At 39.7% G+C, this 19,240-nt stretch carries 21 protein-coding genes and 3 pseudogenes; 13 read left to right on the forward strand and 11 right to left on the reverse strand.

Going from position 1 to position 19,240, the window contains the following annotated elements; genetic code table 11:
- Window positions 1-131: 131 nt before the first annotated feature.
- The 3 genes and pseudogenes from V7L20_RS01435 to V7L20_RS01445 form a co-directional block, all read right to left on the reverse strand.
- Window positions 132-2,009, reverse strand: a complete 1,878-nt coding sequence (locus V7L20_RS01435) for a GMC family oxidoreductase (RefSeq protein ID WP_334742349.1) — start codon at window positions 2,007-2,009, stop codon at window positions 132-134.
- Window positions 2,010-2,762: 753 nt separating this feature from the next.
- Window positions 2,763-2,939 (reverse strand): hypothetical protein, encoded by a 177-nt coding sequence (locus V7L20_RS01440; protein WP_334742350.1) that lies wholly within the window; start codon window positions 2,937-2,939, stop codon window positions 2,763-2,765.
- Between the two features lie 527 nt (window positions 2,940-3,466).
- Window positions 3,467-3,580 (reverse strand): annotated as a pseudogene (locus V7L20_RS01445) (Uma2 family endonuclease); the annotation flags it as partial.
- A gap of 455 nt (window positions 3,581-4,035) precedes the next feature.
- On the opposite strand from V7L20_RS01445, the pseudogene V7L20_RS01450 reads away from it, so the two are divergent.
- Window positions 4,036-4,131: pseudogene (locus V7L20_RS01450) on the forward strand (GlsB/YeaQ/YmgE family stress response membrane protein); the annotation flags it as partial.
- Window positions 4,132-4,225: 94 nt separating this feature from the next.
- Here the strand turns inward: V7L20_RS01450 and V7L20_RS01455 are convergent.
- A complete protein-coding gene (locus tag V7L20_RS01455; protein WP_334742351.1) occupies window positions 4,226-4,408 on the reverse strand; it encodes a CsbD family protein in 183 nt (60 codons plus the stop codon).
- Between the two features lie 237 nt (window positions 4,409-4,645).
- Here V7L20_RS01455 and V7L20_RS01460 point away from each other — a divergent pair, with 237 nt between their 5' ends.
- Both V7L20_RS01460 and V7L20_RS01465 read left to right on the forward strand, forming a co-directional pair.
- Complete coding sequence (locus tag V7L20_RS01460; protein WP_334742352.1) at window positions 4,646-5,533, forward strand: TIGR02587 family membrane protein; 888 nt, start codon at window positions 4,646-4,648, stop codon at window positions 5,531-5,533.
- Window positions 5,530-5,925 (forward strand): TIGR02588 family protein, encoded by a 396-nt coding sequence (locus V7L20_RS01465; protein ID WP_334742353.1) that lies wholly within the window; start codon window positions 5,530-5,532, stop codon window positions 5,923-5,925. Before V7L20_RS01460 ends, V7L20_RS01465 begins: the two co-directional genes overlap by 4 nt.
- Before the next feature lie 178 nt (window positions 5,926-6,103).
- On the opposite strand, the gene V7L20_RS01470 is transcribed toward V7L20_RS01465, so the two are convergent.
- The 4 genes from V7L20_RS01470 to V7L20_RS01485 form a co-directional block, all read right to left on the reverse strand.
- Window positions 6,104-6,871, reverse strand: a complete 768-nt coding sequence (locus V7L20_RS01470) for a ChaB family protein (RefSeq protein WP_334742354.1) — start codon at window positions 6,869-6,871, stop codon at window positions 6,104-6,106.
- A gap of 160 nt (window positions 6,872-7,031) precedes the next feature.
- On the reverse strand, window positions 7,032-7,571 hold the full coding sequence (locus V7L20_RS01475; protein WP_334742355.1) for a Dps family protein: 540 nt from the start codon (window positions 7,569-7,571) through the stop codon (window positions 7,032-7,034).
- 383 nt (window positions 7,572-7,954) lie between these two features.
- A complete protein-coding gene (locus V7L20_RS01480) occupies window positions 7,955-8,305 on the reverse strand; it encodes a hypothetical protein (RefSeq protein WP_334742356.1) in 351 nt (116 codons plus the stop codon).
- Between the two features lie 863 nt (window positions 8,306-9,168).
- Window positions 9,169-10,266, reverse strand: a complete 1,098-nt coding sequence (locus V7L20_RS01485) for a glutamate--cysteine ligase (RefSeq protein WP_334742357.1) — start codon at window positions 10,264-10,266, stop codon at window positions 9,169-9,171.
- 506 nt (window positions 10,267-10,772) lie between these two features.
- On the opposite strand from V7L20_RS01485, the gene V7L20_RS01490 reads away from it, so the two are divergent.
- The 8 genes and pseudogenes from V7L20_RS01490 (at window position 10,773) to V7L20_RS01525 (ending at window position 16,091) form a co-directional block, all read left to right on the forward strand.
- A complete protein-coding gene (locus tag V7L20_RS01490) occupies window positions 10,773-11,447 on the forward strand; it encodes a Mo-dependent nitrogenase C-terminal domain-containing protein (protein ID WP_334742358.1) in 675 nt (224 codons plus the stop codon).
- 74 nt (window positions 11,448-11,521) lie between these two features.
- A complete protein-coding gene (gene obgE / locus V7L20_RS01495; protein ID WP_334742359.1) occupies window positions 11,522-12,550 on the forward strand; it encodes a GTPase ObgE in 1,029 nt (342 codons plus the stop codon).
- A 205-nt stretch (window positions 12,551-12,755) separates the two neighbouring features.
- Window positions 12,756-12,902 (forward strand): annotated as a pseudogene (locus V7L20_RS01500) (transposase); the annotation flags it as partial.
- A gap of 32 nt (window positions 12,903-12,934) precedes the next feature.
- Window positions 12,935-13,000 (forward strand): hypothetical protein, encoded by a 66-nt coding sequence (locus V7L20_RS01505; RefSeq protein ID WP_334742427.1) that lies wholly within the window; start codon window positions 12,935-12,937, stop codon window positions 12,998-13,000.
- Window positions 13,001-13,146: 146 nt separating this feature from the next.
- Window positions 13,147-13,794: a hypothetical protein gene (locus V7L20_RS01510; protein WP_334742360.1), complete on the forward strand. Its 648-nt coding sequence runs from the start codon at window positions 13,147-13,149 to the stop codon at window positions 13,792-13,794.
- A 442-nt stretch (window positions 13,795-14,236) separates the two neighbouring features.
- Window positions 14,237-14,842, forward strand: coding sequence for a vWA domain-containing protein (locus tag V7L20_RS01515; protein WP_334742361.1), 606 nt, complete (start codon window positions 14,237-14,239; stop codon window positions 14,840-14,842).
- Between the two features lie 224 nt (window positions 14,843-15,066).
- Window positions 15,067-15,672 carry a vWA domain-containing protein gene (locus tag V7L20_RS01520; protein ID WP_334742362.1) on the forward strand — a complete coding sequence of 202 codons (606 nt, stop codon included), beginning with the start codon at window positions 15,067-15,069 and terminating at the stop codon, window positions 15,670-15,672.
- A gap of 29 nt (window positions 15,673-15,701) precedes the next feature.
- On the forward strand, window positions 15,702-16,091 hold the full coding sequence (locus tag V7L20_RS01525; protein ID WP_334742363.1) for a salt stress protein, Slr1339 family: 390 nt from the start codon (window positions 15,702-15,704) through the stop codon (window positions 16,089-16,091).
- A gap of 90 nt (window positions 16,092-16,181) precedes the next feature.
- Here the strand turns inward: V7L20_RS01525 and V7L20_RS01530 are convergent, their stop codons facing one another.
- Together V7L20_RS01530 and V7L20_RS01535 are read right to left on the reverse strand one after the other, a co-directional pair.
- Complete coding sequence (locus V7L20_RS01530) at window positions 16,182-16,523, reverse strand: winged helix-turn-helix transcriptional regulator (RefSeq protein ID WP_334742364.1); 342 nt, start codon at window positions 16,521-16,523, stop codon at window positions 16,182-16,184.
- 86 nt (window positions 16,524-16,609) lie between these two features.
- Window positions 16,610-17,356 carry a ferritin-like domain-containing protein gene (locus V7L20_RS01535; RefSeq protein ID WP_334742365.1) on the reverse strand — a complete coding sequence of 249 codons (747 nt, stop codon included), beginning with the start codon at window positions 17,354-17,356 and terminating at the stop codon, window positions 16,610-16,612.
- 231 nt (window positions 17,357-17,587) lie between these two features.
- On the opposite strand from V7L20_RS01535, the gene V7L20_RS01540 reads away from it, so the two are divergent.
- Complete coding sequence (locus tag V7L20_RS01540; protein ID WP_334742366.1) at window positions 17,588-17,980, forward strand: hypothetical protein; 393 nt, start codon at window positions 17,588-17,590, stop codon at window positions 17,978-17,980.
- A 3-nt stretch (window positions 17,981-17,983) separates the two neighbouring features.
- Here the strand turns inward: V7L20_RS01540 and V7L20_RS01545 are convergent, their stop codons facing one another.
- Window positions 17,984-18,742, reverse strand: a complete 759-nt coding sequence (locus V7L20_RS01545) for a transposase (protein WP_334742367.1) — start codon at window positions 18,740-18,742, stop codon at window positions 17,984-17,986.
- Between the two features lie 177 nt (window positions 18,743-18,919).
- On the opposite strand from V7L20_RS01545, the gene V7L20_RS01550 reads away from it, so the two are divergent.
- Window positions 18,920-19,195 (forward strand): hypothetical protein, encoded by a 276-nt coding sequence (locus V7L20_RS01550; RefSeq protein ID WP_334742368.1) that lies wholly within the window; start codon window positions 18,920-18,922, stop codon window positions 19,193-19,195.
- The last annotated feature ends 45 nt before the right edge of the window (window positions 19,196-19,240 follow it).

The raw sequence follows: 19,240 nt of genomic DNA on the forward strand, positions 1-19,240 counted from the left end.
GGGTACTAGGGCTTATGATCAAATAGCCGTAGAACCCTATTTATCGCTGAATTTCAGCCATCATGAAGTTTTGGATTAAAAGCGCCCAAAGCCTTTGCCTGATGGAGTGTAATTTTAATTAATGACACGCCTTACTTAGCTTGCAAATTACTTACTTGCAAATGACTGGCTTGCAAATGACTGGCTTGTAAATTTTGAGAATTTAATTCTTTAAGCATCTGCTCGGCAAGTCTAAAACTCAGTGCGGCAATGGTCAATGTTGTATTTGAACTACCTATGGTTGGCATACTTCCTGCGCCAACTAGAAAAAGATTTTTATGATCCCAACAACGCAAATCACTATCAACAACTGACTTGGATGGGGTCGCTCCCATGATATGAGTTCCCGAAAAGTGGTTTCCGCCTTTGTATACGTAACCTTCACCCTCAAACTCAAAATAGGCGGGGTCTTTAGGATCGTAATTGGTATAATCTTGCGCTCCTAAACGCTCGAAGATTACACGAGAGACTTTTCTGGTGTAGGCAAGGGTTCTGCGACTGTAGTCTGGCAGGTTAAAGCTAATGACGGGACGATAATTACCCAGTTTATCCTTGTACCTTGGGTCGATGGTTACTCGGTTACTGTACTCAGGGAGTAATTCACACATGAAAGCCAGTAGTAGTTGTCTTGAAATACGACTAATTAATGTCTGGCGCAGTTCTTGGCCATATTTGTGTTTGTTATCGACTGCATCTTCCACTTCACCCTTGGGCGATCCGGTTGCCCATCCCCAACCATCATTATGAATATCTACCGCGAAGGCGGATTGTTTTTGACGAAAATCGCCTTTACGAAATGTTCCGATTCCTGATGTAACAAGAGGTCCTCGCATAGTACCAGTCACTTCAGGCATCAAAGCCCAAGCTAAGGTGAAAGGGTGATCCATTAAATGCCGCCCTATCATTCCACTGGTGTTAGGCAAATCAGAACCGAGCAATAGCCGAGCGTTTTCGACGGCATTAGTCGCTAATACAAATAATGTTCCTTTAGCGGTTCCTGTAGTGTACTCACTAGAATTGGGGTTTTCATAACGCTTATAGTGAATGGCAGTGACGCGACCATTTTCGCGATCGTATTCAACCCGATAAGCCACTGCTTGGTAGAGTACATGAACCCGACCAGTTTCAAAGGCTTTAGCTAAAGTTCTGCGAGCATCATATTTGGCTTGAACCGGACAGATGGGAACACAGTTAGCGTTTCCTTGACAACGTTCCCCATACTGAACAGGATGGACACTGGTAACTCCGTCAGCAACAAAGCGGTTGCCATGATCGTATTTAGGATTGGGTACTCCATTGCGAGCTTGAGGAAAAGTAGAGAAGTTTAATGTATGGGTCTGTCCATAGAGTTCAACTGTAGTCCCATTAACTTTCTCAATAACTTTCTGATCCAAGTAAGATGGTGGAAGCTTTTCCATTGGGAAAACATAGTCATCTGGAAATTCCAGACCCAGTCTTTTTTGCTCATCTACGTCCCCACAAACCCCCATTTCGTACTCGGCTTTGCGGTAGTACGGTTCAAGTTCCTTATACTCAATTGGCCAGTCAAGACCTTGTCCATAGTTACTGTATAACTTGAAATCTTCCGGTAACATTCGTGGGGTTTTTGCTTCCCAGTGCATCGTTGTCCCACCCAGAACCCGTGTATAGGAACCCGAAAGGGGCATGGGACCTTGCTCTATAAAATAGTCTTTGTAATCAGTGGGGCTTTGAACATTGGCATTAGCGGGATAGGGAGAGTTGGGATTTTTCTCGACCGCACTATAGAAGGTTTCGACGTAACTTTGAAAGCCCTCAAGAGTGAAATCCTTTTGTATCGTAGCTTCAAGGATTAAAACCCTCTTGCCCTGTTGACTTAATTCTTTGGCAACAATGGCTCCAGCTACCCCTGTTCCCACAATTACAGCATCATAAAACGTTTTAGAGACAGTCTCGGAATCGACATTTACAAGTGTCTTACTTAGGCTCATCGGTTCTCCTTGGGAGTTAACACTGACGGACTTATTCTTAGGCTGCCATCAACTTCTTTAAGAAAGTTCCGTACTGTATACTTGTCATAAAATTTAGTAACATACTCGTTTGCTAACTCTAATTCCACTAGATAAAAAGGCAAACGCATATTGTCAGAAATAAGAAGTTTTCAGTAGCCAATTTCTGAATTTATAGATGAATTGTGTATTTGAGTTACAAACTTTGTAAATTATGTATTATCAACACCATCACATTATCATCACCGTAAATACGCGTCGTCAATCAGTAATCTTACGTAAATATATTCACTAGTTCAAGCTACTTCATTAGCTCAATTCGTTTATTGTTATAGTTTGTACTGTCTAAGGGAGTAGGGAGCAAGGAGTTGAGAATCAGCCTTTTCCAGTTGTAAAGAGTTATTTCAGAAATAAAATAGGAGTTTTATGACGACTGTCCGAATTCAATAAACGACTGTCCGAATTCAATCAATGACTACCCGAATTCAATCAACGACTGCCCGAATTCAATCAACGACTACCCGAATTCAATAAACGACACCCCGAATTCAATAAACGACACCCCGAATTCAATAAACGACACCCCGAATTCAATAAACGACTGCCCGAATTCAATCAACGACTGTCCAAATGTAAAATTCGCCCACCCTGCGGGATCTTGCTACATCTCCCAACCCCTTCTCTTAAACTTGGGAGAGGGATTTAGGTGAAAGCTCATTGATTCATGCAAGAAGTTTAATATAGGAACTTAGCAAACTTGCTTTTATTAAATACAAAAGCGATGGCTTTGCCAACGCCTGCCGTAGGATGCCCGAACGCGAGTGCGTCTTCTTTAGGAGAAGGGCCGTATAGCGATCGCAAGAATTGAATTGATACAAAGTGTAGAGGCTGCATCGGCGAGTCAAAAGACATCGCACATAAATTTACACCAATTTCTCATGCTTAAATCTGTGTAAAAATACTTAAATAATATTAATAAATATAAAAATATACTACATATTGAAATAATAAAGGCGATCGCCCTCGCCCAAGAATTTGTGTAGGCGTAGCCCGTCGTAAACATTGCCTTTCATTTAACCCCTACAATTGGAGTCAATACCATTTCTTTGTGAAGCTGCGCCAAATCTCTTAATTGATTATTTCTTGGTCTACTTGGCGCTCTTGGTGGTTCGTTCTTTTTTGTTGCACTATAAGCGCATCTTCATACAGAATTGGTACAAGTTATGATCATTGCACCAGAAAAAAAGTTTGCCAAATCACAACAAAAGCAGTATTTACCAACCCAAGGCAACAACGCAGCCCCTGTGAATCTATCTGAGCAAAAGTATTTTAAGCCGTCAAATATTGATGCAATAACTCAGTCAAATGCTATCTAGTCCCCTATCCTTATAAAGGGAAGAGTTAGGGTGCAATACAATTAAAACTTTTTCTTGCATTTTCGACATTTCGACAATTTCTCTCTTAAGTAGTTCTACTTTGCGATCGCTCAAAATGCCAGCATCAATCATGCGGTGATATTCTTCAATCGTCCACTTTGCAAGAATAACAGTCACGACGATTGATTCGGAGGAATAATTCTTGATATTTTCCCATCTTAAAGGTATTTCAAAGGAAGCCGCTAGCGCGTATGTACCCGTGTAGATAAGACTTACAATCATTACTGACTTTTCACATTGCAAAAGTCCACGAAAACCTAACCCTCTAATCCCTTAGGGCAAACGCATCATGTCAACAAAAGGATTTTATTCTCAATAGTTTCTGTGTATACACCGTAGCCTTTTAGGAGAGAGAAATAGAAGTGAGGTTTTTCAGATAACGTGAAAAGTCAGACAATTATTAAGGTTGTAGTTATTGGTAACAAAGTGCAATCTAATTAGCATAACTGGCATCAATTTTTATTAAAGTTAAATACTTATTTTCGGGTAGAAGGGAAACATTATTGTAAGTTATAAGCTAGTTATTAACTTTTTTGATAAAAGAAATTAAGCTGGACATTATTATTGCTAAAATAATTACTTGGATAATTCTAGGTTTAATTGCTGGAGTTCTATCGAAAGTTATTTATCCTGGTCGTCAGGGTGGTGGGATTGTTTCAACTATTATTACACCAACAACCAAAAAACTCCACTTAATAAAAATTAGTGGAGTAATAAATTTATTGCTAGTTTACTATTTCTATTTACACTGCAAAAACTAAATTAGTCTAAAGTCTTCTTAAGTTCGTCTTTAATGTTTTCTACAGTGTGAGCAACTTGGGCTTCGGCTTGCTTTGTTTGTCCTTCAGCTTTATCTTGTGGATTACCAGTTATTTCACCCACAATCTCTTGAATTTTCCCTTCAATATTTTTTGCAGTAGCTTCTACTCTTTTTTCGGCACTCATGGTTTTTATTTCCAGCTTGTAGTTGATTAACCTATTACATAAATTAACAGTACTATATTATTTTGAACTTCTATCAACCGATACAATAATTTAATAGATTATATATCTTAAGATAGATACGGAGTGCAACGGAACACCAACTGAAAAAATATTAAAAGGATTTAGAACTGCTATATGCACCTTCATAGAGAATTAGTATAAGTAAAAGGAAATTTTCAACAAAAGGAAACTAAAGGAGTGGCAACAAAAAGTCAAAAAAATGTATGGAGGAATGAGATTAATGACATCATTCGCGGTGGTTGCGGAGGCTTTTTATTTGGTATACCTTTACTATATACAATGGAGGTTTGGTGGATTGGATCATTGGTCAAACCACAACTAATGATGATGGCGATCGCATTCATGTTTATTGTGGTTTACTTGCTCAATCTGACAGAAGGCTTTCGCAAACGCAGATATAGCTGGCTAACTACTCAAGCTGCAATGGATACCGTAGAAGCGATCGCGATCGGACTAGCTTGCTCTGCCTTTGTGCTGCTACTATTACGAGAATTGACGCTAGAAACCTCCCTAAAGGAATCTTTAGGTAAAATCATCTTTGAAAGTGTGCCCTTCGCTCTCGGTGTAGCATTAGCTAACCAGCTTTTAGGAGATACTAAAAATGGGAATGTAGAAGCACAAGGAAGCGATCAGGTAAACAGTACAACCAAGAACAAAGGGGATGAGTTATACGCCACCTTTGCTGATGTCGGTGGAACTCTGATTGGTGCAACCATAATTGCATTTAACATTGCTCCAACAGATGAAATACCTATGCTTGCAGCCGCAGCTTCGCCACCTTGGCAGTTGGCAATGATCGCCACATCTTTGCTGATTTCTTATGGCATTGTATTTCAGGCAGGTTTTTCTAACCAGCAAAAGCGGAAACAGCAAAAGGGAATTTTCCAACGACCATCGAGCGAAACTACTATGTCCTACCTAGTATCACTGCTAGCAAGCGCTTTTATGCTGTGGTTCTTTCAAAAGTTAACTTTTAGCGACCCTTGGACAATGTGGTTAGATCACACGTTGATGCTGGGCTTACCTGCTACTATTGGCGGTGCAGCCGGCAGGTTAGCAATATGACTAAAACAGAACAACCATCACGCTCAATAGCTGAGTGGGTCACATTTAGCATTGCCTCACTTATTTTAGCAATCATTGTGAGTCTGGTAGGCTACACTTGGCTGAACGAAAAGAATCAACCTCCCGTCCTTTCTGTCACCAAAAAACAAACAATTCGGGAAATTAATGGGCAGTTTTATGTTCCCTTTGAAGTTGTCAATAATGGAGGAGACACAGCCGAATCAGTTCAAATTATGGGTGAGTTACTAATTAACGGCAAAGTGACAGAAACAGGAGAGCAACAGATCGACTTTTTATCTAGCAGGGAAAGTGAAGAAGGAGCATTTATATTCAGCCAGAACCCGCGTCAAGGTCAGTTAAATCTGCGTGTTAGTAGCTATAAATTGCCCTGATAAAGATTTAAAACCGCAGATATAGTGATGCTCACGGGTAGGGACACGGCAATGCCGTGTCCCACGAGTATCTATATTCATCTGCTTGTACGGTGGGCATCTCGCCCGCTCTTAACTAAAGAAAACCCAGAAGGATTACCCACCCTATAAAATTGGATAATTTATTTTTTGAAAATCTTTAAGCTTTAACCTTAGCTTTTGACCAAACACCGTTTTCATCTTCATCATACTGCTGATGAACAGACTCCCAGGCGGCTTGTTCAGCTGTAAACTCGTCATTTTTCTCATTGAAAACAGTATTATAGCGCTCAATGAAGGTGCGTTGAGCTTCATCAGAAAGATGAGCGCGAACTTCAGGAGACAAGTCTTGTGGGCTGTTGCACTGTCCAGGACAAGGGCGAGCAAAGGTTTTTTCAATCGTGTGAATTTCTTCGCCACCAGCAGTTTCAAGCAACAATTGAAATTCGCCAGTGCGATCGCTCGGGACTTCTGCCATTAGTAAGAACTCGCCAGCTTGTAAGCGGGTTTGGTAGATAGCCGCTTTATCTTCTGGCATCCCCAAAGTAGTTAAAACCGATACTAGACCGGCACCAGCACTACCTGCGATCGCTCCACTAGCAGCCCCCAACAGCACTGCACCAATAGGCCCTGCTGCTACGATTGGACCGACAAAAGGAATAAACAGTACGCCTACACCCGTGAGCAAGCTGAGAAACGAACCAAACAAAGAACCAAAAACTGCCCCTGTTCTCAAACCTCCCAGAATCACATCTTTTTTACTAATAAAGCCAGCGATTCTAGTTTCGGACTGGAAGTTTCTGCCCATGACCGAAATATGATCTCTAGGCACACTTCTGTCTAATAAACGTCGAATCACATCATCAATTTGCTTTTGTTCTTTAAATACAGCAGAGATAGTACGTTCTGCTTTATATACTTCTGACACTTAAAACCCCCTGTTTGGTTTGTACTATATTGTTTTGGCAATGAATATAGTGAATAGGTAGATGCAAGTGGATTAATTCCTTCACACCAGTTAGAAGGAGGATTGATTTCTCCTTCTAACTGGTTTTACAGACAACCATTCTCCATTCAGACGTTATGAGCTACACACCTACAGGAGTCTTGACCCCTTCTGCTGGCTGTCTACCATCTGGGCCTATTGCTTCGCCTTCAATGAATGAACGTAGCATCCAAGCCATTTCCTCATGTTGTTCCATCAGTCCAGTCAGAAAGTCAGCAGTTCCCTGATCGTGGAACTGCTCGCCAGAGTTATCTACATGATCCCTTAAATTACGAATAACTTGCTCGTGATCGTTGACTAGATTAGATACCATCCCCGTTGCTGTGGGAACGTTACCAGCATGTTCCTTGAGGGTAGCAATCTTGAGAAATCCCTCCAATGAGCCAACTGGATAACCGCCCAAAGTACGAACCCGTTCTGCCAAAGCATCAATATTTAGAGTCAGCGTTTGGTAGTGTTCTTCCCAAAGCTGGTGCAAAGAGCGGAACTGAGGCCCAACGACATCCCAGTGGTACTTTTTGGTTTTTACCAACAGTAGATAAGCATCTGCCAAATCTTGATTTAACAGATTAATTACACCTTGACGCTGTTCTTCAGTCAAACCAATGTTTATCGAACGCATTGTTTTCCATCCCTAAGCAAACTTATCTACTAACTTCTCAAATTTTCAACATAATCCACATCAACCAAAGGTAACATTGTCAGCTTGAATTAATTAACCCATTGATAATTATGCCTATGCCTTAATAGGTAGTATTAAGCCAATTTTCTAGTAATTAGCAAACTTTATTGATTTTTTCAGCTATAACAATAAAATATACTAAATATAATTATTAATTAAGATATTTTTAATCAAAACTATGCAAATCCAGTTTAACCATAGATGCTCAGGGTGGACATATTTTTATAATTAAATTGTAGTCTCCATAACAGTACTAATTAGTAATGGGTGACTGCTTTTACACAATCACCCATTACTACCGGAAAATTACCAGGACTATTAATTTATTTCTTACCTGTAACTTTCTCCAATGCATTCTTTATATTTTCTTCAACAGATGTTGCAGCCTGGGAATTTTCTGGACGCTTCTGCTTGTCAATATCAGCAGCTCCCTGAACCTCATTAAGACCTTCGTTAGCCTCTTTTTGAGTTTTTTTCAATCCTTCTGGTGGTTCTTTAGCGGCTTCATCAGTTTTAGCTTGAATGTCAAGTAGTTGTGTAGTAGCTTCAGTAGGGTCACTTTGGTAGCTATCGATCGCAAAAGCAGGAAAAGCACTAGATAACAATAATAAGGCGCAAGTAAAAGCCACAACTAGGAAGCGTACTGGACTTAAAACAGAAGCAATCATTTTCATTTGAAATCCTCGATAACAGCTTTAACAACGCAGAACTTTGACTAAAATAGCGGCAGATCACACCTTACTTGGTAAAGAGTAATAAAAAGAGCCAGATACATTTCAATCTAAAAGTTCTTTAAAAACGAACTTGACGAAGAAATTGTCTTAAAATTTCTGCATTAAATTAGTTAAAGGATAATAAACAAATATCACTTTAACTCTTTAGCAAAATCATTGACGTTTTTTATGTGACAATCTTCTCTCAAGATTCCCTGTTTCTACTTATACTTTGAAAATACTAACGCCTGCATCAATCTCTAGAATGAAATTTACTACATCTTTAGTTATAATAAAATCAATCTCTAGGTATATCGATTTAATACGTTTTTGTCAAGCTAATGGCTCTACTATTATCTTCAGTTAGCTTGTAATTTACACATTTTATATGCTTCCCAGTAGAAAAACTTTTGCCCGATCTTGCTTGTACTACTTATTCATATAAATTTGAAATAAAAAATACTAATGTTACATAAAATTCTATAACGAATTTAGAGATTTAGATATGAATATCAATCCCCTATAAGTTAAAACAGGTGTACTAGTCATTGGCAGTAGTACCGCAGAAAAAATGGCAGTTGTCAAGGCAAAGCTAGCGAATCTTAATATAGATGTGCTGATTTTAGAAAAGGCCAACATCCGTTGCAATGGTGCGATTGCAATGGGTATGGATCGAGTGAATAGGTAGTTATTTCGTTCATTCTACATCAGAATAATACATAGATAAAGATATTTGTACTGAAGCTGCATCAGCATTAAAGGAGTTAATTATATAACACCAATTATTACTTTTACTACATAAACTTTAAAGTTATAAATCTTCGCTACTGATAAGTCTGTCTTATTACTTCTTCTATTGAACTTAGGCGATGGAACATTTCTATTAATTCATGGGATCTTGTTTTTCGCTTTGCTAGCAGCACTTTTAACAGCGTTAAATAATGAACATCTGGATCATCTCCTAAAGCAACTTCGGCTGCTTGCAATACTTTTGTCGCATTCCCAAAAATATCCTCGTTGTCAAATCCCTCTTTTGCAGAAAGTTGGTGTAAGATTGCATCGGGTACAGTTGCTCTACCTACTAAGGTTTCATCTAACACCAAACCTTTCAATAATGTTAGTAAAGCTGCATAAATTAAAAAGTTATCGCAACTATCACAAGCCTTAAATTCAATGCGTCCCACTTCAGCCGGAATGCGGGCAATTTTTGTTAAGGAAGGTATACTATCAACCATTTGTTCTTGTTTCTGAAGAAAAACCAGGGTTGCTGGTCTTTTTCCAGTTCTGATAAATGTTCGTACTGATAAACCATCCCATAATCCTCCCTTATAAAAAGGGGAACTATAACTAAAAGGAACAATATAGGGACTGTAATAAGTTAACTTTTTGCCAACATCAATCACATCTTCAGTAGACAAATTTGCCATTGAAATATTTAAATCTGGGCCGTATGACACCATGTGAATATTAGCAGTTTGTTCATCAGGATAAGCCTCTAGCTGTTTTATTTCGTAACCGTTTAATGGGGGTTGAGGCTCAAAAACCGGATTATAGGGATTAAAACTAACTAAAACTGGTGAAAAACCAAAGTCAGCAGCAACCTCACTTAGCAAATGAAAACTTTCTGATAATTCAGTAATAGCACCTTGAATATCAGAATGTATAGTTGTTCTAATTTCGATACCTTTAGTATGACAGTCTATCACCTTGTCAGAATCTGCAAATCTTTCAAATCCCTCAATATACCATCTTTTCATCTTAATACCCGCATCGCCAACGCGTAGTTGAGGATAGTCGCTGGGGTATGTAGGTAACCTTTCAATAATTTGATTTAAATCAGCAAATTTGGTGTGGGAAAAATCAGCAAACTTTCCTTCTTTATTTAGGAAAGCTACTTCATGCTCAATGCCAAATAAAAACATTATATATACCTTTCTTGTGTAGGTGCGTAACCAGTTGTGGACGATAATTCCTCATCAACAACAGCCTATATAAGAAGATTTTGCAGTAGCAAGTTAATCAAATTGGTAAGTGTTCACTGCAATAATCTCAGATGATTTAGGATCTACTATAATAATTGGATCTGCTGCCTGAAGCTCACCAGCTCTAGCCCAGAGGAGAATTAGTAGTGTTTCTGGAATGATGCCGAGGATGATTAGAGTTTAATTCATGAATACCTCTACAACGAATACCTCTACTACACAGATTAAATCTCCTTTTTCAGATTAAGTAGAAATAATTCTCAAGATTAGTCTCAGATGGATTTTACCCCAAGACCGACTGTTGTGATTTTAAAACTTCTCTAATTTATTTCTTGAGGCAACTATGCCTACGTGCTTTCTTGATTATTCTGTATTGACTCCACTATCTTCCTAGTGCCAGGTAGGGTAGCTTAGTAGTGACTGACGAAAGCTTGAGACATGAGTTTATGACAAGTACCGTTCAATCCCCCTACAGCAGCGAACAGATTGCTGCTTGGTTGCGTGGACTGCTCACCATTGCTTGGGCAGATGGTAATTTTGATGCTCAAGAGCAAGAATTAATTGCCAGCATCACCAAAAACGAGTTAGCTCCTAAGATTCAATGGGACTTACTAGAGGTCATTACGCCGGAAGAATTAGCCGCAGTTTTGGGTAAAGGTACCCCAGCTGCGGAAAATTTTTTAAGGACAGCAGTGATGGTAGCGATCGCAGATGGTACTTATTCTCCCAGCGAAGATCAGGTTCTGCATCAGTTCTGCCAAGCCTTAGAACAGCCAGAGAATTTACTAGAAGCCCTTCGCTACACCCTAGAACATCCACAGCTTACCCCGACTATTGCCAGCACTGGGCTTACAAAGCGTCAAATTAATGCACTACACCCCCTGCGCGACTGGCTGGATAGGCTAGATATCCAAGACCCAAGAGTAGCCCGCTTTTTGTGTAAAATGATTCCTTCTCAATGTCCCTTTGAGCGGGATGTCACTTTGTTTGGACGCAAGATTGTCCATATACCACCAATGTGTAAAATCAACCCGTTGTATGAACAACTGGTGGGCTTACGTTTCCGCGCCCTCTCTTATCTAGCAGATAAATGTGGTGAAGATATTGCACCATATATTTAGTTAAAGTGAAGAGTGAGGAGTTATAACTTTTAACTCCTAATTCCTAACTCCTCACTTTTCACTATTATTTAAGTATGCAATTTATCGACCAAGCAAAAATTGAAGTTGAAGCTGGTAAGGGCGGCGATGGTATTGTCGCCTTCCGGCGAGAAAAATACGTGCCGACTGGTGGCCCCTCTGGTGGTAATGGAGGACGAGGCGGTTCGGTATTTTTCGTTGCCGACGAAAACCTGCAAACCTTGCTGGACTTCAGATATAACCATCGCTTTCAGGCAGAAAAAGGCAGTCGTGGTGGTCCAAATAACTGCACTGGAGCAGCAGGAAAGGATTTAATTATCGAAGTCCCCTGTGGTACAACCATTTATGATGCTAAAACTGGCGAATTGCTGGGGGATTTAATTGAGCCTAACCAGACTTTGCTGATTGTCCAAGGTGGTAAAGGCGGACTAGGAAATCAGCATTTCTTGAGTAACCGTAACCGCGCCCCAGAATACGCCCTCCCAGGATTACCAGGGGAAATAAAGCAGTTGCGTCTAGAGTTAAAACTTTTGGCAGAAGTGGGGATTATTGGTTTACCAAATGCTGGTAAATCCACTCTAATTTCATCTTTATCAGCAGCACGTCCAAAAATTGCAGACTACCCGTTTACTACCCTCATTCCAAATTTGGGTGTAGTGCAAAAACCTACTGGCGATGGTACTGTTTTCGCCGATATTCCCGGATTAATTGAGGGTGCGTCTCAAGGTGCAGGACTGGGACACGATTTCTTGCGCCATATCGAGCGCACGCGAGTGCTACTTCACTTAATTGATGCCACCAGTGATGATGTGGTTCGAGAATATAACACAATTAAAGAAGAATTACAAGCTTATGGACGGGGTTTAGCAGAACGCCCGCAAATTTTAGCGCTGAACAAAATTGATGCAGTTGATCGGGAAATTGTCGATTTGGAGGCGTTAGCCACTCAACTTAATCATCTCTCCTATGCCCCGGTTTTTGTGATTTCAGCAGTTACCCGCACCGGGTTAGAGCCGATGTTACAAGAAATTTGGGGAATTCTCGACCAAATGAAAGTTCCTGAAGAAGTGGAGGTATTTACATAATTAATAATTCGTAATTCGTAATTACTACTTCGAGAAGGGTTTGAAGCAAAAGTAGGTACTGGTAGGGAAGATACTTTGTTTTTACTTACAGTATTAAAATTACGAATTACGTTAGAGACTATTTATAAAGTAAATCTAAAGAGCAAACAATTGGGTAGAAGACTAACTGTAGAATGCGAATAGAGAGTATATTTACTGTGTAAGAATGTTTCGCAAGGCATATTCTACCCACCTCAGCAATGCTGAATGGAGAATCCTTACTCTTCTGATTCCACAAGCGAAAAAGCGTGGCCATCTTTGCACCACTGATACGCGAGAAATCTGTAACGCAATTTATTATCACTTGAAAACCAGGTACAAGAAATTGCTGGCGTAGTTGCATTTCTGGCAAGTTATAAAGCACGATGGATGACTGGGCAAAATATCTGCGCTAACGGTGGAATTGCATGAGATGATGTTTGAAGAACTGCTGAAAAATCAAATTGCAATTTTGCACCTCTTTGTTTACACGCCAAAGAACTTATTCTCTGGCTTTTAGTAAATAAAGATTTTGTTCGTTGTAAAAATCAATATTTTTTGATCCGGGAGGCTTTTAAATGGCACTGCAACTATATGCTCAGGTGTGTCTTATTCCCCTAGTTTTTTCTTTACTGGGCGTGGGTGCGAGTACGGCAAAAGCGATCGCCCAAACTACGTTTCCATTCGATGTAGTATACAACACAGAAGTTACTCTGACACCTATTCCATCAACCGACGTATCAAAAGCATTCGTCTCAGGCTTTAATTCTGATGCTGCATACGGGCTGACTAACTTTTTAAGTATAGACAACTACAGCCGAGTTGACCCCAATACTGGAAATCTTGTGTTCGTTCAAGACCCAGCAAAATTTGGTTTGCAAGGCTTACCAATCGGCAGAGACGAGTTTTTTGGCAGTGGTAATGATAAATTATTTGGCAGCAGTAGCGCTAGTGCTTCATTTGACTTTATCAACCGCCAATTAGTAGGTTCTGGTACTATAACTATCACCGGTGGTGCAGGCAAGTTTAGCGGTGCTACAGGTATATTTAACTTTAATGAAATTGAGTCACTCGATCAAAATCCAACTGCTCTCTTGAGAGGTCAAGCTTTTTTGAGTGGTTCCTTCCAGACGCCACAGAAAGTTTCAGAACTAAGAACTAACGCAACACTATTCGGTATATGTGTAATTGGGATTGGTTTCATATCACGCAGACGTTACTTTTGAGCTACTGGGTGATTTATGGGATTTTTGAAGAATTCAGCTATTTTGAATACAAGAGTCAGAATTGAATCAATGGGGAATTCAAACTCGCCACTTTCTTAAAAAGTTGTGAATCATACATAACAACCATCCTGATTCGAGCGGAAAACCTATACTTCCTCGTGGCTGTAGATAGACTTCCCAATCCTGCACCTGCTGCAAATTTACCAGTTGCTTCATGAAGGTTCGGCGATCTGGTTCAGCGATAAAAAGGATTAATGGTTTACCTAGCAGATAATTTTGCCCGTCTGCCTACACACCGATAGGATATTTTTTTAATTGGAAGTCCCTAAGATACTAGGCGATCGCACTTACAGCAGATTGCAACTTGGTCAGGTACAGATAGCTATATCGTCAAAATCGTAGACTAGACTAGAACCATCAGGGTAACAATCATAGGAATATTATGATGAGCGATCGCGACTACACATTAATCATTGACAAAAGCGGTAGTATGTCCACACCCGATCAAGTGGGTGGTAGAAGTAGATGGGAGATTGCCCAAGAGTCTACTCTCGCTTTGGCAAGAAAGGCCGAACAGTTTGACCCCGATGGCATTACGGTGTACTTGTTTTCTGGTAGATTTAAACGCTACGATGATGTCACCTCAGCCAAAGTCGCACAGATATTTCTCGAAAATGACCCTTCTGGAACGACAAATTTAGCAGCTGTACTTCAGGATGCACTCAATAACTACTTTCAACGCAAAGCTGTCGGCAAAAGCAAGCCAAACGGAGAGACAATTTTAGTTATCACCGATGGTGAACCAGATGATCGCAAAGCTGTATTTGAAGCGATCATTCATGCAACTCGCCAAATGGAACGTGATGAAGAATTAGGAATTTCGATCATTCAAGTGGGTTCAGATGCCCAAGCAACTAAGTTCCTCAAAGCTTTGGATGATCAGTTGCAAAGTGTTGGTGCTAAATTTGATATTTGTGACACGGTTACTTTAGACGACTTAGAAGAAATGAGCCTTGTAGATGTATTGACGAACGCAATAACTGATTAATTTTAAATTTTGGATTGAAGGATTCAAAAGTTAAATCTGGTTTGAGATCGACTAGTTTCAACTATGAAAATTCAAATCCCAAATTTATTTTCCATACCCTTTTCTAGGTTACAGTTAATCTAAAATCCAAAATCGTTCGACTGAGCGACTTGCCTTGAGCAAAGCCGAAAGGAGCCGAAGTCCAAAATCCAAAATTAATTGACTTTTAATTGGAGAATTGAATAATGCTAGAAAATCGTGATTATACCTTGATTATCGATAAAAGCGGCAGCATGGCAACTAAAGATCAAAAGGGTGGTAGAACTAGATGGGTTGCAGCACAGGAATCTACTTTAGCTTTAGCTAGTAAGTGTGAGCAATTTGACCCAGATGGTATCAATATTTATGTATTTTCTGGTAAATTTAAGCGATATGAAAATGTGACATCCAGCAAGGTAGCACAAATTTTTCAAGAAAATGATCCCTCTGGAACAACTGACTTAGCAGGTGTGTTAAAACATGCGACTGATGATTTCTTTCAACGTAAAGCAGCCCGTCAAACCAAGCCAAATGGTGAAACAATTTTAGTGGTTACTGATGGTGAACCAGACGATCGCAAAGCGGTCATGAAGGTGATTATTGAAGCTTCTCGCAACATAGATCGAGATGAAGAATTGGCCATTTCCTTTATTCAAGTCGGTACAGATCCCCAAGCTACTCGTTTTCTCAAAGTCTTAGACGATGAACTCCAAAGTGCTGGTGCTAAGTTTGATATCTGTGACACAATTACTATGGAAGATATGGAAGATATGAGTCTATCGGAAGTACTACTTAATGCCATTAATGACTAGCCATACCATTTTTTTTAGGAATTGCCAAAATGGATTCCATTGATAAGCTATTAGCTGAACTCCAAGCCGAATACAAAGAAGTACAACCAGAACAGCAGTCAAAATCAGCCATAGCCAAATCGTTTATTCCATTATCGCCAAAGTCGGCATCTTTAATGGATAACCTTTTGGCAGAAATTAAAGCTGATTTTGCTAAAGAGGATGCTGCTATTGAGTTAAAAAGACAGCAAGAATTAGAACAAGAAGGAATTCGACAAGAACAGCTCAAAGCCAAACAACTAAAGGCTTTAAAAGTGGAAGCAAAAGAATGGTTAGCTAAAGTAGATCCACTTTCTTCCGAAGGACTTTGGTTTGAAAGGTTTGCTGAAAGTTACCCCTCAAAATTAGAGGCAGCGATTGAATATTTAAAAAATAACTAATAAAATAATTCGTTATTCGTAATTTGGAGGAATTTGCTAGCTAAAATTATAGGTTAGCAATTATTATTTATTACCTACGCTCAATCAATATTAATGGTGATTTTGTAGAGCTAATCGTTGCACAGCCCATTCATGCATAGCATAAAGAATTGGTTGTAAAGTTTCTCCTAAAGGCGTCAGAGAATATTCCACTTTGGGCGGAATTTGGGGATAAACTTCTCGATGAATAATACCGTCTTCCTCCATTTCTCTGAGTTGCTGGGTAAGCATCTTTTGCGTAACTCCAGGTAAAGCCCGTTGCAACTCACCAAACCGTTTTACGCCAGTCATTAATTCTCTAATAATCAAAACTTTCCAGCGTCCGCCAATCACTTTTAAGGTAGTTTCTACTTCACAAGTCAGCCTGCGATTATTTTCTACTTCAGCTTTCATAGTTAATTTTGTGAATTTTAACAAGGCAAGAGGTTTATCTCTTGCCTTTCAAGCTAAATGTTGAATGTTCTCAATTCAATTTTTCATTATGACGTAGCTAGCAACTCAGAATCGATTTCCGACGGCGCACTATCCTGGACTAGCGATCGCGTTTCACCATTACCCTGAAATATACCGCCAACCATTGCCAACAAAGCGTTTACCTTGCGGGTTCGCCACATATCTACGAGTTTTTGCACTTCAGCCACAGACATCCGTTGCATCATCGCTTCGTAGAGATAAGCAGCATGTCCAGTTTCATCTTGGGCAATACTTAGCATTCCTAACTTCAAGTTACGAGCGCTTGGCTCATTATCAGGTAATACTTTCGCCATTCGCTCAAAGTCTTTGCTAGCATCTAACTCCAGAATGTATGTGCTAGCCATAAATACATCCCAGTCAATGACAGCTGGTTTTAGCTGTTCTTGGGTATAGCCTTCAAAGAATGCTGCAAAAAAGGGACTACGCTGTTGTGATTTTTTTGTAGATGTAGTTTGGGGTTGACGCTTGAAATCTATCACTTGTTTATTCAGCTGTTTTAAGGCGTGGGCAAAAATGTGACCATGCCTAGTTTCATCTGATGCATGTTTTGCTAGTTCTTCGCCTAGCCATGTATCGCCTTCGGCAGATGCGCGATCGCTAAGTGCAGATAAAAACGGCACAGAGCCAGATTCTGCCAACTGAAACCCCGCAAGGATGTTAGGGCGGGTTTTAGAATCACGAATTTGAGCAGCAGAGTAATAGGCAAAGGCACCTGAACCAGCTAGATGCAGAACGTGAGTCAAGAAGTTCATCAGAAATTCCTGCTGAGAATTGAAAGGTTACAATTCTTATACTAATCCGCATTTTATATTAGGTTGCTATGGCCAGGGAGCAGGGGGGGATTTTGGAAGTTGGCATGGGATGGAGAATACCATTTTTCTCTATAGCGTTTCAAATCCTGTGAACGGTTACAGTTAAGACAACATCAAATAAGCTTTATATAACAACTTAATTGCCTCGTACTAAATTATAAAGGTGGAATCATGGCAAGTTATATCAGCACGGGTAAAGAGGGAGATTTTGTTCATCTAATTCAAGGCACTCATATAAGGTATTCAGAAATAAGCTTTTGGATTGCCCAGCAAAATGCACCGAACACCACAAACTTAGAATCAGAAATTGCAAACTTAGAATCAAAAGTTACAAGTTTAGAGTCAGAAGTCACAAGTTTAAAGTATCAAGTCTCCAACCTAGAAGACGGTGTTAGGCAAGCTGGAAGTATTGCGATACTTTGTGTTGGAGCATTTTGTGCATTGTGGGCTCAGAATACTGGTCGCAACGCATGGCTATGGTTTTTCCTTGGAATCTTCTTCGCTCCAATTACTGTTATAGTGCTACTTGCCAAAAATTCAGCCGACAGAAGGTCACAAAGATAATATTTACTTTAAAAGTATCGATCTGACGGTGAGGGCTTCAAATTTCGGCAAATTTTCTGCCCGGAAACCAAGAATAACAATGTAATAGTAAATTTCTCCTACAGCTATAGTTTGTGGTAGAGCGTCAAATTCATCTTTACTCAATCCTTTAGGACAGATTTTAGGTTTGTACCAAGTAACTAACTTGTCACAATCTCCAACAATTTTTCCCTTTCGCATTGATGTCGTTCGGGATTGATGTTTACGGAATAGTGCATCACAATCCAGTTTTTTAATAGCAACCAAATCAGCATAAGTACAAAAGGCTCTGTCTCCTAAAAGGATGTCTAAGAGCTTAAGAAACTGATACAACTTTCTAGCTAATTTAATATCATGAGTGTTCAAAACATCGATGCCAAAAGCGACAACGGCTCCCGTTGCTAAACTTAATATCACACCAATTTTTGCAATTGGAAAACCACATCTAGCTTTTTGAGTCTTTGGCTGAGGGTAGCATGATTGGTTTTCCACAGTGTCAGGCATGGAGACAGTTGACCCATCTATCACTTTCACCTTTTGACCGCACCATAAATATTCTGTTGTTACTTTTTCTTCTAAGCTTTGTCCAGCCTTACTAAAAAGTTTTTCTAATAATTTATCTGGTAATCTTGCTCTAGCTTGACAGTAACCACTTGTATCAGTTGACGGAAGTTCTATTCCTTGCCCTGCTAAATAGGCAATTATTTTACTCACGGCATTATGGCAACTTTTATCCGTATCCAAAACCTGAGATAAAAACGCCCACAGTGTTACTATTGGGAGGCAGCCGTGTGGGCGGGTTTCCCGACTTGAGCAGACTGCCGTGTCAAATAATCGCTGATGGTACTTAATTTTTAGCTCAGTCAAAGCTTGCTCAATTACAGATTCTGGTAACAGTTCTTTAAAGGGTAGTCCCAAACTTTGACTAAATTTTTGCGCTTAGATTCGTACTGGCAGTGTCACAGTAGTATTTATGTTGTTGGCTTATTCGTATTAATGAAAGTATTTCATGAACGAGTAAGCTTTTTCTACCTACAAGAAATTTTTAGACAACTTGTACATCTGATTTCACTCTCTCAAGCAACGTACAGCGATGGTGTACCTGCCCGCCTGCGATCGCAAACTACAGTGGAAGTGATCGCTTCCATAACACTGTATCAAGGACAATCGCCTGACTCCTCCTTCACTGTTCAATAACTTTCAAAGCTGTAGCCCTTATTCAGTATAGCTTAGAGCTTTTCT

The organism is Nostoc sp., from assembly GCF_036916735.1.
GTDB lineage: Bacteria > Cyanobacteriota > Cyanobacteriia > Cyanobacteriales > Nostocaceae > Nostoc.